Raw genomic sequence first — 14,725 nt, forward strand, 5'->3', positions numbered from 1 at the left:
TGCTGCCGGTTGGCCTCAGCCCTGCCGCAGCGCGTCCACGGCCTTGCCGATCCGGCGTTGCCGGGTCTCGTCCGTCTTGGCCCCCTCGATCGACAGCACGTGCCGCCGCTGGTTGCTGTACGACAGTGCGTCGAACGCCCTTCTCGCGTCCGGTTGCCGGTCGAGCGCCTCGGCGAAGTCGGGTGGAACCGTGACGACCCTGGGTTCGGTGTCGAGTTCGACGTCGACGTCCACCTCGTCGCCTGCCGCGACTCCCGCACCTGCCCGGTTCTCGGCACTGAGCGGAATCATGAACACGCCACCCATCGGCGCGACCGTGGTGCGGTAGGTGTGACCGCCGATCGTGACCCGGACCGCGGGACGCCTACCCGATCCCAGTTCCGCGACGACGTCCTCGGGGATCCGGAAACCGGTCGCGGTCTTGCCGCCGAGCTCGATGGTGGTGCGAAACCTCATGGGCAGAATTCTGCCCGCGACCGGCCCGCCGGGTCAGTCGAACACGATGATCTGCCGGATCGCCTTGCCGTCGGCGAGTTCGTCCATGCCGCGGTTGATGTCGTCGAGCGTGATGCGGGAGGAGATGAGTTTCTCCACCGGAAGCTTCCCGGCGCGCCAGAGGTCCTCGTAGATCGGGATGTCCCGCGACGGCACCGCCGACCCGAGGTAGCTGCCGATGATGGTGCGGGCCTCGGCCACCAGGGTGAGCGGGGAGATCGACGACCGCGCGTCGGGGGACGGCAAACCGACGGTGATCGTCTTGCCACCGGGAGCGGTCGCGCGCACAGCCGACTCGAATGCGCGCGCGTTGCCGGCCGCCTCGATGACGATGGGTGCCCGGACACCGGCTTCCTCGAGCTCCGCCGGGGTGTAGACGGCCGTCGCGCCGAGTTCGCGTGCGGTCTGCAGCTTCTCGGGAACGGCATCGACGCCGATGACCTCGCCGGCACCCCGCGAGACCGCCGTCAGGATCGCGGCCATCCCCACTCCACCGARCCCGACGACCATCACGGCCTGGCCGGGTTGCGGATCGCCCGCGTTGAGGACGGCACCGCCGCCGGTGAGGACGGCGCATCCGAGCACGGCCGCCACATCGGCGGGGACGTCGTCGGCGACGGGAACGACCGAGCGGCGGTTGACGACCGCGTGCGTTGCGAATCCGGACACCCCGAGGTGGTGGTGCACGGTGTCGCCGCCGCGGTGCAGTCGCGCTCCCCCGTCGAGCAGGGTTCCGTCGTTGTTGGCACCGGTGCCGGGCACGCACGGCATCCGGCCGTCGGTGGCGCAGCCCTCGCACTCCCCGCAGCGAGGGAGGAACGTCATCACGACGCGCTGTCTGACCGTGACGTCGTCGACTCCGGCTCCGAGTTGCGTGATCCGCCCCGCAGCCTCGTGCCCGAGCAGCATCGGGACCGGGCGCACCCGGTTGCCGTCGACGACGGACAGGTCGGAATGGCATAGGCCCGCCGCCTCGATCTGGACGAGGATCTCGCCCTCACCGGGCTCGTCGAGGTCGAGTTCGGAGATCGAGATCGGCGCCGACTCGGCGAACGGGCGGGTTCTCCCGATCTCCTCGAGTACCGCTCCACGGATCTTCATCTCGGGCTTCTCCTCTGGTTTCGGCGAATCCTCGTTACCGCACGATGCCGCGCACCGAGGCCGGCAGGTCACGCTTGCGACGATACGGTCCGACGACGGCGGCGCCGAACGGGCGTTGCAGCAGCACTCGCGCGACGTCGCGCACCTCGTCGGTGGTGACTGCGTCGATCTTGCTCAGGGTTTCGGTGATGCTGCGGTGATTGCCGTAGTTGAGCTCACTTCGGCCGATGCGGTGCATCCGGGATCCCGAATCCTCCAGTCCCAGAACAAGTCCGCCCCGCAGCGATCCCTTGGCGCGGGCGCACTCGGCGTCGGTGATGCCCTCGGCGGCCACGTTCGACAGCACCTCCCGGATCACCGTGGTGACCTCGCCGAGGTTCTCGGGCTGGCACCCGGCGTAGATCGAGAACGCACCGGTATCGGAGAACGTGTCGATGCCCGAGTACACCGAATACGCCAGGCCGCGGATCTCCCGCACCTCCTGGAAGAGCCGGGAACTGAGACCGCCACCGACCGCGGCGTTGAGCACCGACAGCGCCCAGCGGTGTGACTCGTGCCGCCCGAACGCGCGCACCCCGAGGGAGAGGTGGACCTGTTCGCTGTCCCTGTTGGTCAGGCTGAGGGTCGGCCCCGTCCGCAGGCGCAGGGTGCCTGCGCGTCGCGGGGCGGGTTCGGACGCCGAGTCGAGGTGCCCGGCGAACGCGCGCCGGACCAGCTCGACCGTCGGTTCGTGCTCCACGTTGCCGGCGACGGCCACCACCATGCGCGGTGGCGTGTAGCGCCGCACGTGGAAGGAGTGGAGTTGGGTGCGGGTCATCGATTCGATGGATTCGACGCTGCCGATGACGGGCCTGCCGACGGGATGGTCGCCGTAGAGCGCGGTCAGGAACGCGTCGCCGAGGAGGTCTTCCGGGTCGTCGTCGCGCATCGAGATCTCTTCGAGGACCACCTGGCGTTCCACGTCGACGTCGGCGGACCGGCAGCGGCCCCGCAGGACGACGTCACTGACGAGGTCGATCGCGAGGGGCAGGTCGTCGTCGAGCACGTGCGCGTAGAAGCAGGTGTGTTCCTTGGACGTGAACGCGTTGAGCTCCCCGCCGACGCCGTCCATCACCTGCGCGATGTCGAGGGCGCTGCGCGACGGCGTGGCCTTGAACAGGAGGTGCTCGAGGAAGTGCGCCGCCCCGGCGACGGTGGGCTGCTCGTCGCGTGATCCGACACCCACCCAGACGCCGACGGACGCGGATCGGACACCGGGAACGTATTCGGTGACCACCCGGAGCCCGCCGGGGAGCACGGTGCGCCGGACGCCGGCATCCGGCTCGTGGAGGGTCGGCGCTTGGGTCAGTGCGGCAGTGCGGCTGCGATCGATCTTGGCCATGTAGTGGTTCAGCAGTCCTCGAAAGCTGGGCGTCGTCGAACGGCAAACTTTACACGCGGCACCCGGCCGTCCCTCACCAGCCTCGGCGATGTGGTTGTGAGCCCGATCAGCTCGCTGTTCCTGAGGACGGCCACGGCGCGAACAACACGATCCTCGGCAATTGTGTCCCGGTTGCGACGAACCACGTGAACCACTCACCAGTGCCGTGGCAAGAACAGTTCGATGCCGGTCAGAGTCCGGGTCGGCGTGGGGGGTCGCAAGACCGGAGGTCGGTCGCCGTGAGCACCGCGATGCGCTCGGTGCGCTGGCCCGGCCGGATCATCTCCCGCGCCTCCAGCATCCTCGTGCGGGACGAGAGGGCGGGACCGAACGGCACGTCCTCCGACGCGACCACGTCCACCCGCAGTCCCCGCTCCTCCAGCATCGCCCGTGTCTTGTCCACCCCGTTGAGCGTCGACTGGACGAGGAGCAGGGTGCCGCCGGGAGCGAGAAGGTCGGGGGTTTCGCTGCAGATCCGATCGAGCACGGCGCGCCCGTCGACGCCCGCATCCCAGGCCCGCGCGAGTACCCGGCCCGGTCTGCCGTCGTTCGTCGCAGGCGCGTAGGGCGGGTTGGCCACGACCACGTCGAAGCGAAGAGTCCGGACGGAGTCCACCAGGTCGCCCCGCACGACGCGGATCGTCCGGCGGTGCAGTTTGGCGTTGAGCCAGGTACTGATCGCGGCCCGGCGCGACACGTCGACCGCCGTCACCCACCCCGCCCCCGCCGCGCAGGCCTCGACGCTCAACACCCCCGTGCCACAGCAGAGATCGAGCACCCGCGAGCCCGGTCCGAGATCCCGGGCCGCCAGCACCTCGGCGAGCAGCCAGGTGTCACGCTGGGGCCGATACACCCCGGGTAGACGAACGAGCATGATCGGCTCCCTCCCTCGCCGTTCCCTCMCAGCGTGGCCAGCACCCCGAGTTACATGCAACTCGACACGGGCCAATTCACCCGGTGTTCACCTCCGACCACTTCCCGAGCCGCATCTGCGGTGTCTGCCGGGGTCGAAACCGGGTATTCCTCCCCCGTGCCGCATTCCTTCTCAGCTGATTCCGACGCCTCGGTGGACGTCGCGTGGGCGCTCGTCTCCCGGCCCTCGCGCTGGCCCGAGTGGGCGCCACACCTCCGCGGCGCGTGGGGTCTCGGGTCCCCCGAGGTTCAGGCCGGCCGGCGCGGAGCGGCGCGACTGCTCTGGATCGTGCCTGTTCCCGCATCGATCTCGGCCAAGACACCGGGACGTTCCTGGACCTGGCGGGTGGGACCGATGACGCTCGATCACGCCGTCGAGCCCCACGGTGCCGGCTCGCGGATCACGATGACGATGTCCGCTCCCGGACCTCTCGACTCCGCACTCGCGGTCACCTACGGCCCGGTGGTGCGTACTCTCGTCCGTCGCCTCGCCCGCGTCGCGGGTGAACGCTAGCCGACCGCCATCGGCGGCGCGTCGGTCGGAGCGAGTTGTGCGCCGATCTTCCGGAACAGCCTGTCGGCCTCGTTCTTGTAGGCCCCCGTGTCGTCGAAGGCGGCCGGCTCGTACGTGACGGCGACGGCGACGGCGATCTTCTGCGAAGGCAGATAGGCCTCGACCGCCGCGGATCCGCTGAACAGCGGGTTCTGCATCAGCCAGTTGCCCACGATCGGCAGTCCGAGCCCGTAGGTGTAGTCCTCCGACTGCGGGAAGCAGGTGGTGCAGCCGGGCAGCGCGGTCGTCTTGCCGCGCAGGTCCGTCGACACCATGGCCTCGTAGGATTCGGCCGACAGTAGTTCACCCGTGCCGATGGCGACGGCCGTGTCGTGGAGGTCGTAGATGTTCGTGGTCTGGACGGCGCCGTGGGTGATGGTCCAGGACGGATTCCAATACGTGGATTCCTCGTAGAACGGTGCACCGGGCGGGATCTGCAGGGCCTCGCGCCGCTCGGACGAGAACGCGTGCAGGACGGGTTCGGGGATCGCCGCCGTCCCCGGATCCGTGGTGTCGTCGAGGCCGAGCGGACCGAGCACCTTGTCCTGCATGAGGTCTGTCATCGGCTGACCGGTGATCTTCTCGAGAGCCAACCCGAGGATGACGTAGTTGGTGTGGGCGTAGTTCCAGTTGGTCCCGGGTTCGTAGAGCAGAGGCTTGGGCGTGGCGAATGCCAGGAGTTCCTCAGGCGTCCAGTTACGGAATGGCGCCGCGTAGAGGGCGCGGTCGAATTCGGTGTTGCCGATGACGTAGTCGACGTAGCCCGAGGTCATCTGGGCGAGCTGGCGGAGGGTCACGCGGTCGGCGTGCGGAATGTCGGGCAGCCACTTCGACACCGTGTCGTCGAGACTCACCTTCTTCTCGTCGACGAGCTGGAGCAGCAGCGTGGACACGTAGGAGATGGCGACCGCGCCGTTGCGGAAGTGCATGTCGGTGGTGGCGGGCACTCCGGTCATCGACTCGCCGAGCGCCTGGGTGACGATCTCCTTGCCGTCGACGGTGACACGCACGATCACCGCCTTCAGGTGACTCTCCGCCATGGTGTCGCGCACGATCTTCATCACGGCGTCGGCCTGCGCCGGATCGGCCGACGAGACGGCAGAACCGTTGCTCGCGTCCGCGGAGGAGGAATCGGGGGACGAGGTGTTCGCAGTGCACGCGGCCAGGAGAGCGAGGACGCACGTCAACAGGAGAACCCGCCGAGTCGGTGGCATACCCGAGCTTGGCAGATCCGGTCGGCCCCGGGAGTGAAACCCGTGGAGCCGGCCGGGATTCCGGTCAGGAAATCGGGCGGCGCAGATAGAGATCGCGCAACAGCGCCACCTCGGCGCCGTGATGGATGACCTCCCGGTTGATGTGCAACACCAACGCCGCCATCGGATAGTCCGCGAACGCTCCCTCGCTGGCGCCGCACGGCCGGGCGAACCCCTCGACGCCGAGGCTCCGGACACCTGCAGACCAGGCCGCATAGTTCTCGTCGAGTTGCGCGAGCGCCTCCGCCGCGGTGCCGGCGTACTCGAACGTCTGATAGTCGACGGGCGGCCCGCCGAAGTGACTGGCGATCCGCATCCCGAAGACGCCGACGACGAGATGCCCGAGCCGCCACGCGATGGTGGTGACCGGTGGCGGGTCCGGTTCGGGAAAGGCGAAGTCGATGGTGAACGCGCCACTTCCGGCCTGGACCGGCGCCTGCGACTGCCCGCGCGGGCGCACACTCCAGCCGTCCGGCGCGGGTTCCCAGAAATACTCCTCGTCGGACAGTCCCTCCAGCCGGGGACGCAACTGCTGCTCCCAGTGCCAGCCGAGCTGGTCGGCGAGTTCGCGCGGCCAGTCCATGTCGTGTCTCCCCTCGTCCTGTCTCCGATTCTCCCTGTCTCCGATCGGGACACCGGTCTCGAGACGGCTACCGCACACCGTCCGGGACCCGGACCCCCGGATGATTGGCCCGGAGGTTCATCGCCGCCAGCGTGACCGTCCGCTCGATCCGCCGCTGCCTCGTGTCCGGCTTCCTGGCTGACGCTATCCACTCCAGGATCAACCGGGTCGAAGACGGCGGAAACTTGTCGAAGTTCGCGCGCGCGGCGTCGTGTCGCCCAAACGCTTCCTGCAGATCGCCAGGGATGGTCGCGCTGTCCCCGTTCGCCGTGTTCTCCCAGGTCCCCTTGGCCTTGGCCAGATCGATGGCGGCGTAACCGTGCTCGGTCATCAGTCCCTGCTCGATCATCTCCGCCGCGCGCTGCCGGTTCACCCGGCTCCAGGTGCTGCGCGGGGTCCGCGGCGTGAAACGCAGTGCAGAACTGTCGGCGTCACGTCTGCGGTGCAGGCCGTCGATCCACCCGAAGCACAGGGCCTGCTCGATCGCCTCGTGGTAGCGCACGCTCGGCGTTCCGCTGTCCTTGTGGTGGATGATCAGCCAGACCTCCGTCTCGGACCGGCAGTTCTCCGAAAGCCAGGCACGCCACTGCGCGGTCGTGCGAGCGACGACGGTGTTCACGTCGTGGGTGTCCATCACGCGCCTGCCTTCGCAGCCAGAATGTCCAGGTAGTGCTGGTTGAACATCACGCCGAGGATGTTTCCGAACGGGTCGGCCACGGATGCGGTGACGAATCCGGGCCCGTGTTCGATCGGCTTTCCGTGCAGGGTGGCACCTAGCGACAGCAGCCGCTCGACGCTCGCGTCCAGATCGTCGACGTGCCAGTAGGTCATCGTGTTCTCGACACCGCGTGACCGGTCGGGCGTCGCGAATCGGCTGACGATGATGCCGAGTTCGTGCTGGTAGTCGCCGAGCCGGAACTCGATGTAGGCGGGTGCCCCCGCCACCGCGCGCACGAAATACGGCTCGACTCCGAGCAGTTCGGTGTACCAGGCCTGGGCGGCCGTGAGGTCGTCGGCGTAGAAGTTGACGGTGGTGAGTCCTCGCAACATGGGTGATTCCCTTCCTCGGTCGGTGACAACATTCATCCTCCAACCCAAAGTGCTCACCAATTGAGCACTTTCTGCGGGAAACTGAGGACATGCGCGCTGACAGACTCGTCGCCACCCTCCTGCTGATGCAGTCCCGGGGTCGAGTGACCGCCGCCGAGGTGGCGGACGAACTGGAGGTGTCCGTCGCGACTGCTCGCCGCGACCTGGAAGCGCTGTCCGCTGCGGGGATCCCGGTGTACCCGCAGTCCGGGCGTGGCGGCGGGTGGTCGCTCGTGGGTGGCGCTCGCACCGACCTCAGCGGGTTGTCCGCGACGGAGGCGCAGGCGCTGTTCCTTCTGGTCGGCCCCGCGGCCGCCGTCTCGGGCGAGGCCAAGGCCGCGCTGCGCAAACTCGTGCGGGCGCTGCCGCAGACCTTCCGGGCCGATGCCGAGGCCGCCGCCACTGCCTCCATGATCGATCCCACCCGGTGGGGCGAACGCGATCGCCGCAGGCCCGAGATGGTCGACCTGCTGCAGGCCGCCGTGATCCGGCGCCGGAAAGTGCGCCTGACGTACACGAACAGCGCCCGACAACGGTCCGAGCGGCTCGTCGACCCGTGGGGTCTCGTCGACAAGGACGACATCTGGTATCTCCTGGCCGGGACCGAACGGGGACAGCGGACCTTCCGGGTCGACCGGATCGTCCACGCCGAATCGACGGAGCAGCCCGCCGAGCGCCCCGACGACTTCACACTCGCCGCGGCGTGGGAAGAGGTGGTCGGCGAGGTGGAACAGCGGCGTTCGACGACGTGGGCGAGCGTGCTCATCGACGCCAGGTTCGTGCCGATCCTGCGCGATCACTTCGGGCGGCACTGCCACCGCGACGGTGAGGACGACGACGGTCGCGCCCGGGTCCGTCTCGCCGCACCGACCCCGTTGGACATCGCCCGGAACCTCGCCGGCTGGGGCTCGATGGTCGAGGTGCTCGAACCTCGATCGGTCCGGGCCGAGCTGGCCCGGATCGGCACGGAACTCGCCCACCACTATGCCGGCGAACATGGTGAGGGCGGATGACCGAGCCTCAGTCGGTCAGGTAGCGCTCCACCGTCTCGACCTTCGCTCGCAGCTGATCGCTTCGACCCGGCCGGATATCCGCTTTGAGAACCAGACTGACCCGCGGAAACTGTTCCAGCAGAACGTCCGTTGCACGCTTCACGACGGCCATCACCTCGTCCCACTCACCCTCGACGGTGGTGAACATCGACGTGGTCTCGTTGGACAGTCCGGATTCGCGGACCACCCGCACGGCCGCGGCGACCGCGGCACCGACGCTGTCGGAGTCCCCGCCCATCGGGCTGACGCTGAATGCCACCAGCATGTGCTCTCCTTCTCCGGGAATAGACGACCATCATCGAATCACCTCTTCCAGGCTTCCGCTGCACCCCGATCGCCCGCCCGAACAGGTCGTACCACAAACACACGTCGGGCGGCGTCCCTGATCAGGGGGCGCCGCCCGCGAGCACGAACGTCTGGTTACCAAGCTGCATGGTTGCGCGGGGTGAAATGTGGCCTCGGCGTCAGACATCCCCCCGCCTGACGCAAGCCCACCGCGCTGAGCCCAGATAGTGGGCTGTGCTTGTGCGTGGGTGCCTACAACTCGTGCTGGGCGCCACGACCGAGAGGTGGAATCTTCTCTTCCGGTCCGACCTTGGTCTGCCGTGGCTCCGTACCTCAGGTCTACCCCGTATGTCCGGATAAGGCAACGAACGTGGGCCAGGGCGCGCCGGCTGATGCTTCCCACTCGCCCGATACCCGAGCTGCACAGGTCACCGACCCGGTCCGCCGGGTACGACAGACCTCACTGCCGAGGCGTACAAAGGAAATACACCCGTGAGGCTCGGCGATGGTGAGACAAGCCGCCATCCGCGTGATCTACGTGACAGGAAGAGCGATCTCCTCCAGCCACCCGCACAGAGAGGACATCGCATGGGAGTTCCGTGGGCATCACGGGCACGATCGGATGCGTACTGGGAGCAACAAGTCTCCGGCGAAGCGCGCAGCTGCGACAGCGGCGAAACCACAAAATCCGCATCCTCCGACACCCGCCCGACCCTGGCCGACCACAGCCTGACTCACCGCAACACTGACGCAACCGACGCCCCACCTGCAGATCACAGCGAGTGAATTCGCCGGCCTCGGGAGAAAACGACCCACACCCGACAATCCCGCACAGCGGCAACATCATTCAGTTTCAAGGGATGTCCGGTTCGTCAGGAGTCTGCCAGCCACGCCAGCACGCGGCCCCGCGACCAACAGCGGCCGATAGCCTCGGCGGGCCGAGCCGACCGGTCGAACACGGCCAGGCCGATGAGGCTGTGCCCAGAGGCGTGGCGATCGCCGAGCGTGGGTATCGTCGGTGCGACTCCGACTCCCTCCACTGACACCCACGCCACCGGCCGGCCGGCTGCCGCTTCGTCGAGGCGGTCCAGGAAGCGCAGGCGACTCTCGCCCCGGAAGCGCGACAGCGCCCACGTCGTGGTGACGACAGGCAGGGCGTCCGCGGGCACCMGGGCGACGGCGTCGGGCATCACCTCGACGGCGTCGCCTTGCAGCAGCAGCGGAGGGGCCGTCGCCGCCAACGCCATCTCCGCGTCGAGCCTCGCGATCCGCTCGGGCTGATCCGGCCCCAGGCAGGCGCGCAACCATCGGGCCTCGTCCGCGTCGGTCACGTCGACGGGATCGAGGTCGACGCCGATCCGGGTGACGACCTCGGGCATCACTCGCGCCGGGACGGGCCGGTCTCCCACGATCGAAGCCGACAGCTGCACGGGAGAGGACGGGTCGCCCAACGACTGTCCGTTGCTGTACGTGATGCCCACACGGTCGACATTGAGGTTGAGCCCAGCCGAACAGCCCACGTCGATCAGCCCCACCGCATTCGCGCCGAACCGGCGCGCCGCCTCGGCAATGGCCGGATACAGCACGGTGGAGCGTCCGGTCTCGTCGGGCCGCGTCTTCCGGCGCACGGCGAGAGCCACGACCGAGTCGGTCATCCGCAGCAGGGTGTCGACCGCCGCGTCGGCAGCAGCGTCGCCGTCCGTAGCGGCATAGGCCGAGGCAAGCCCCGGAGCGCGACCGGCGAGGGCGAGGTCGTGCAGCGCGGCGAGAATCACCGTGGGGTGTCGCTTGCGCGCCGGGGCCGCCTCGATGGCGCGCAGCGCCTCGTCGGACTCACTCAGTGCGACGGCGACGCGCCCGTACAGCGGTGACCTTTCGGCGGCATCGACCTCACCGAAGTGTCGGTACACCTGAGCGAGTGTGCGGGCCCTACCCACGAATGCAGCGCTTCCTGCGGTCACCTGACATCGACGCTGATTCTAATGGCGAGCACTCCAACGTGACAGGAGATCACGCCGTTCGGGGCAGCGGCGACCCGGTAAGCGCACCGGCGCGCGCCTGCCGCCGCAGCGCCTCCAGATTCTCCCGCATCTGCGGCCGCATGTCCCGGTGCTGTGGCTGCAGGCGTGAGTAGAGCGAGAGCAGCGGGCGGTACGGCAGTACGTCGATCCGATACGAATGCGTCACCCGGGTCCCGTCGCCATCCGCTCGGAAGATGTATGACCACGTGGTCGAGTCGTGGTACAGCGGGTTGCGCCGATCCGACACCGTGCGGAATGCGAACATCCTGCCCGGCTCGGCGGCGGTCACCTCGCAGACCCGGGACCAGCGCATGTGATGTGCACGGTTGTGCCCCCGGAATCGGGCGCCCACGGTCCCCGGCGGCCGTCCCGGTAGCCACGCGCAGCTGCGGCACTCGGGGCTGCGTTCGCTGATTCGGGTGACGTCGGCGACCGCGTCGTACAGCTGCCGAGCCGGGGCGTCGATCCACAATTCTGCCGAGCCGTCGGTGCGGGGTGGCTGGTGGAGCCGGGGGCTCACGTCGAGGTCGGCGCCCCACCGGGCGGCGCACGCCCGCCGATATGGTCGTTTGAACGCATGGATCAGCATGAACCGGGTGGCCGGATCGACTTTGCGGACGGTGACGTCGTAATCTTCCCGGTCGACACCGTCGACGATCCAGTGAGCTTCGATGCCCAGCGCCCGCTTGGTCTTCGAGGCGATGAACACCTGCTGCTCCACGTCGTCCCACTGACGACGGGTCAGGGTGCGGGCGACGATCGGCATCATCTCGTCCTCTTCGCGCTGCAGATGCGGCAGCAGAACCTGTTCGAGAACGGTGAGGGAACGCGAAAGGTCTTCTCGGGCAGCCGGATGCGCACGGTATTCGGCTGCCGCGGCGGTGACCCGCTCCATCTCGGGGCCGATTCGCGCATGGTCGGCGTCCATCACGTCGAGCAGTGCTCCGGCGGCCGGGTTCAACTCGCGGACCAGCGGCCATAGCCCACGGTCCTCGCCGCTGTGGTGCAGGTGCAGGAAATGCATCATCCACACGAGGTGATCGGCGAGTGCGACCCGCTGGGTCCGCGCGGGCGGAGGTGTTGTGCGCAGCACCTGAGAGGCGCGGGCGATATCGCGGCGCAGTGCGCTGTGAACGATGCGCATGATACGAGTGTCGGCAGGAGGCAGAGTGTCGGTTGTCATGACCTACTCCAAACAAAAGCGCCCGTGTGTCACACCGGGCGGTCGAGGATTTCTTCGATGCGGTCGATCAACCATGACTCGTAACGGTCGCGACTCCAACCGCATTCGTCCACGAGCAGGGCGTAGACCTGGTCGCCGGTCTGGACCCACAGTTCGTCGACCTGACCAGCATCGGCGTGATGGCCCGTGATGAGGTGTGCGACGTCGGCGACCGAACGCCTGCGCTGCCCCTCCAGGTCGGCTGCCACCGCTGCGAGCGTGGCATCCGCCGTCGCCCCCTGACGGATCGCCACGGCCAGGCGGTAGATGCGCTCGTTGATCCTGGCGATCATGCGCGATCCCATCTCGATGCGGTCGCCGGTCGTGCGCCCCGTACCGATCGCCGTGTAGACGGGCCGGTCGGCCAACGGCACCTGTGCGTCGTCGCCGACGATGGCGACCTCGAGCGCCGCCTTCAACAGGTGGGCTTTGGATCCGAACGTCGTGTAGACCGTTTCGACGGAGACCGCCGAGGCCCGCGCGACATCCCTCATGCCGGTGCCGACCCAGCCGTGCTCGGCGAACAGCCGGGTGGCGGCCTGCAGTACGACCGCCCGCGTCTGAGCTGCCTGCATCCGACGCAGCGGAGAGCGGTAACGGCGGGTCCCGGATCCGCCCGGCTCCGCCGAGTCGTAGTCGACCGTCGCCATACCCCCAATTCTAGAACGTGCAGGTTTTCAATACAATGCTGTTCCAGCGATTTCCGGGAGGTCCCGCCCGAGTCCGGACACGTTCGCCGAGATGGGACTGGCGAAGTGTCTCAGTCCGCTGGAATTGCGAGATGCCCGGGCGGAACCAGAGTTGCCGCGACGGTGGGGGCGCAGCGGCCACTCCGATCCGCAATGATCAGATCGAGGCAACCTTCAACGACTACGACACGTACGCGTCGGCGTATGACGCCGGTATCGAGAACAACGTGTACAACGCCCTGCACGAACGACCCGCGACATTGGCGCTGGTCGGAGACGTCGGAGGCCGGAAAGTACTGGATGCGGGGTGCGGCAGCGGTGCGCTCTCACGCGCACTCGCCGCCGCTGGTGCTGCCGTCACCGGCGTCGATCTCAGCACGGGTCTGCTCGCGATCGCCCGGACGCGCCTCGGCCCGACGTGCCGTTGATCCGGGCGGACCTCAACCAGCAGTTGCCCATCCGGTCATCGACCTTCGATGTCGTCGTCGCCTCGTTGGTCATGCACTACGTCCACGATTGGTCGAGACCGTTGACCGAGTTTCGCCGGGTACTCGTGCCAGGCGGGTGCGGCGTCATCTCGACCCATCACCCGTTCGTCGACTTCAGGCTTGCCGGGGAGGGCGACTATCTCGGAACGTACGAGTTCACCGAGGAATGGGTGAAGTCCGGCGAGACCTTCCACATGAAGTTCTGGCACAGGCCGCTGCACGCCATGTTCGACGCATTCACCGCAGCAGGATTCACCGTCGAACGCGTTTCGGAGCCACGACCCTGTGCGGCGGTGCGCGCTCGCTCCCCCGAGCACTTCGATCGGCTCAGCCGTGAGGCACCGTTCATCTTCTTTACGCTGCGCGTCAGGGAAAGTGCATCAGCTTCCTGGCGAGGGTGAAGAGACGGCGGGCGAGCCTCACCACGGGCAAGCCCAGAGGAAGCAGGATGACCGTCACACAGAGCACCCCACCGACCAGCCACACGACCGCCGCGACAATGCCCAGCACCGTGCCGAGCACAGCCGTGAGAATGCCCAGCACCACGTCGAGCAGGCCCCGCAATAATCGCATGACAACCTCCTGACCTCCTGGTTCCAGTCTGCGCGCCGACGAGCCGAAGCRCACCTCTCGAAGCCGCCCGTCAGGGAAGGGAATACCGCTGCACCGCGAACCGTTGACACACTCGACGGTGTTCGACCCCAATGCCCCGGGTGTCACATTGAAAACTTGTCGCTTCGAGCGACCACTTGCCGAGAGGCGCACTGGCGGGCACCGTCACCCCCCGACCGGGTCAGACCTACATTGCGTAGCGCGCCTGGGAAGGAAGCGAAGCCGCTGACACCGTCAGGTGCCGGCGGCTTCTTGCCTGCGCAGACGAATGTGGGCACCACTAGCGTGACTGCATGGCACTCATCGGGATCGAACGGCTGCGCTAGATGTAGTTCCCAGGGAGGTTGTGAACGGCGTGGCAGGTAGGCGAGGGCCTCGGGTATCGGTGTGGTCACCGCCCTCGCCCGACTCGTCGTCGACGAACATCGGCCGCTGCGCCGTGCCTCCGAACGGTTCCAGTGCTCACCGGCAACAGCCAAGAAATGGGCCGACCGCTATCGAGACGCTCGCGCAACGCCGAGAACGGAAGCTGTTGGGACAGTTCACGTTCAGATAGGTAGTTGACGTACCAATCGTTATCGGCAAATTATGGGAGATACTACATCTCGCCTCTCAACTGTCTCGAGAGTTGCACCGGGCGGGCGCCACAACTCGACCGCACTCGAGGCAGTCCCGGGCTGGTCTCACACGCCTGGACAGGCCCCCGTTACCTTATTCACGGTCCTTCACAGAAGGGCTACGGTCGCCAGACCCGGTATGACTCCTTGCCCCTGTCTCTCGCATGATCCGGGGGGTGGTGTCGCCGGGTGTGGTGGCGTCGACGGACCGCTGATRGGGACACGGCCAACCGAAATTGGGTAGGTCTCTTTGTAACGTGGGTGCCGGGCGTCGATGCCGGATCGGCGACCGGC

Annotated in this window: 16 protein-coding genes and 1 pseudogene; 4 read left to right on the forward strand and 13 right to left on the reverse strand. The window is 67.8% G+C overall.

From position 1 onward, the window contains the following. Positions 1-15 precede the first annotated feature (15 nt). The 4 genes from AC1D1G_RS20615 to AC1D1G_RS20630 all read right to left on the reverse strand — a co-directional run bounded on the left by AC1D1G_RS20615 (position 16) and on the right by AC1D1G_RS20630 (position 3,890). Positions 16-456 (reverse strand): YdeI/OmpD-associated family protein, encoded by a 441-nt coding sequence (locus AC1D1G_RS20615; RefSeq protein ID WP_477953494.1) that lies wholly within the window; start codon positions 454-456, stop codon positions 16-18. Between the two features lie 33 nt (positions 457-489). Further along, a complete protein-coding gene (locus AC1D1G_RS20620; protein ID WP_477953496.1) occupies positions 490-1,596 on the reverse strand; it encodes a zinc-binding dehydrogenase in 1,107 nt (368 codons plus the stop codon). A 34-nt stretch (positions 1,597-1,630) separates the two neighbouring features. Then, positions 1,631-2,977 (reverse strand): M16 family metallopeptidase, encoded by a 1,347-nt coding sequence (locus AC1D1G_RS20625; protein ID WP_283331952.1) that lies wholly within the window; start codon positions 2,975-2,977, stop codon positions 1,631-1,633. A gap of 229 nt (positions 2,978-3,206) precedes the next feature. Beyond that, the gene (locus AC1D1G_RS20630; protein ID WP_280783256.1) at positions 3,207-3,890 is read right to left on the reverse strand and encodes a HemK2/MTQ2 family protein methyltransferase; all 684 of its coding nucleotides are present in this window, start codon (positions 3,888-3,890) and stop codon (positions 3,207-3,209) included. Positions 3,891-4,046: 156 nt separating this feature from the next. On the opposite strand from AC1D1G_RS20630, the gene AC1D1G_RS20635 reads away from it, so the two are divergent. Beyond that, on the forward strand, positions 4,047-4,442 hold the full coding sequence (locus AC1D1G_RS20635) for an SRPBCC family protein (protein WP_280783255.1): 396 nt from the start codon (positions 4,047-4,049) through the stop codon (positions 4,440-4,442). Here AC1D1G_RS20635 and AC1D1G_RS20640 read toward each other — a convergent pair. The 4 genes from AC1D1G_RS20640 to AC1D1G_RS20655 form a co-directional block, all read right to left on the reverse strand. Beyond that, positions 4,439-5,695 carry a serine hydrolase domain-containing protein gene (locus AC1D1G_RS20640; protein ID WP_283353111.1) on the reverse strand — a complete coding sequence of 419 codons (1,257 nt, stop codon included), beginning with the start codon at positions 5,693-5,695 and terminating at the stop codon, positions 4,439-4,441. The two genes, AC1D1G_RS20635 and AC1D1G_RS20640, sit on opposite strands and share 4 nt — an antisense overlap. 64 nt (positions 5,696-5,759) lie before the next feature. Further along, the gene (locus AC1D1G_RS20645; RefSeq protein ID WP_105414522.1) at positions 5,760-6,317 is read right to left on the reverse strand and encodes a DinB family protein; all 558 of its coding nucleotides are present in this window, start codon (positions 6,315-6,317) and stop codon (positions 5,760-5,762) included. Between the two features lie 67 nt (positions 6,318-6,384). Continuing rightward, a complete protein-coding gene (locus AC1D1G_RS20650; RefSeq protein WP_283331972.1) occupies positions 6,385-6,990 on the reverse strand; it encodes a YdeI/OmpD-associated family protein in 606 nt (201 codons plus the stop codon). Beyond that, positions 6,990-7,406 carry a VOC family protein gene (locus AC1D1G_RS20655; RefSeq protein ID WP_477953497.1) on the reverse strand — a complete coding sequence of 139 codons (417 nt, stop codon included), beginning with the start codon at positions 7,404-7,406 and terminating at the stop codon, positions 6,990-6,992. The genes AC1D1G_RS20650 and AC1D1G_RS20655 overlap by 1 nt, the downstream gene beginning before the upstream one ends. A gap of 89 nt (positions 7,407-7,495) precedes the next feature. Here AC1D1G_RS20655 and AC1D1G_RS20660 point away from each other — a divergent pair, with 89 nt between their 5' ends. Beyond that, on the forward strand, positions 7,496-8,458 hold the full coding sequence (locus AC1D1G_RS20660) for a helix-turn-helix transcriptional regulator (RefSeq protein WP_477953499.1): 963 nt from the start codon (positions 7,496-7,498) through the stop codon (positions 8,456-8,458). Between the two features lie 7 nt (positions 8,459-8,465). Here AC1D1G_RS20660 and AC1D1G_RS20665 read toward each other — a convergent pair whose 3' ends face one another. The 4 genes from AC1D1G_RS20665 to AC1D1G_RS20680 form a co-directional block, all read right to left on the reverse strand. Continuing rightward, positions 8,466-8,762, reverse strand: a complete 297-nt coding sequence (locus AC1D1G_RS20665) for an MTH1187 family thiamine-binding protein (RefSeq protein ID WP_009479982.1) — start codon at positions 8,760-8,762, stop codon at positions 8,466-8,468. An 892-nt stretch (positions 8,763-9,654) separates the two neighbouring features. Further along, a complete protein-coding gene (locus AC1D1G_RS20670; RefSeq protein WP_477953501.1) occupies positions 9,655-10,743 on the reverse strand; it encodes a DUF2332 domain-containing protein in 1,089 nt (362 codons plus the stop codon). A gap of 49 nt (positions 10,744-10,792) precedes the next feature. After that, positions 10,793-11,986 carry a hemerythrin domain-containing protein gene (locus tag AC1D1G_RS20675; protein ID WP_317567504.1) on the reverse strand — a complete coding sequence of 398 codons (1,194 nt, stop codon included), beginning with the start codon at positions 11,984-11,986 and terminating at the stop codon, positions 10,793-10,795. Between the two features lie 29 nt (positions 11,987-12,015). Next, positions 12,016-12,675: a TetR/AcrR family transcriptional regulator gene (locus tag AC1D1G_RS20680; protein WP_105414516.1), complete on the reverse strand. Its 660-nt coding sequence runs from the start codon at positions 12,673-12,675 to the stop codon at positions 12,016-12,018. A 131-nt stretch (positions 12,676-12,806) separates the two neighbouring features. Between AC1D1G_RS20680 and AC1D1G_RS20685 the strand changes: the two are divergent. After that, positions 12,807-13,222: pseudogene (locus tag AC1D1G_RS20685) on the forward strand (class I SAM-dependent methyltransferase); the annotation flags it as partial. A 21-nt stretch (positions 13,223-13,243) separates the two neighbouring features. Further along, entirely contained in the window at positions 13,244-13,603 is a 360-nt protein-coding gene (locus AC1D1G_RS20690; RefSeq protein ID WP_477953504.1) for a hypothetical protein, read from the forward strand. On the opposite strand, the gene AC1D1G_RS20695 is transcribed toward AC1D1G_RS20690, so the two are convergent. Continuing rightward, complete coding sequence (locus AC1D1G_RS20695; RefSeq protein WP_105414514.1) at positions 13,569-13,775, reverse strand: hypothetical protein; 207 nt, start codon at positions 13,773-13,775, stop codon at positions 13,569-13,571. The two genes, AC1D1G_RS20690 and AC1D1G_RS20695, sit on opposite strands and share 35 nt — an antisense overlap. Positions 13,776-14,725: the final 950 nt, after the last annotated feature.

Source organism: Rhodococcus sp. P3_B8 (assembly GCF_056402775.1).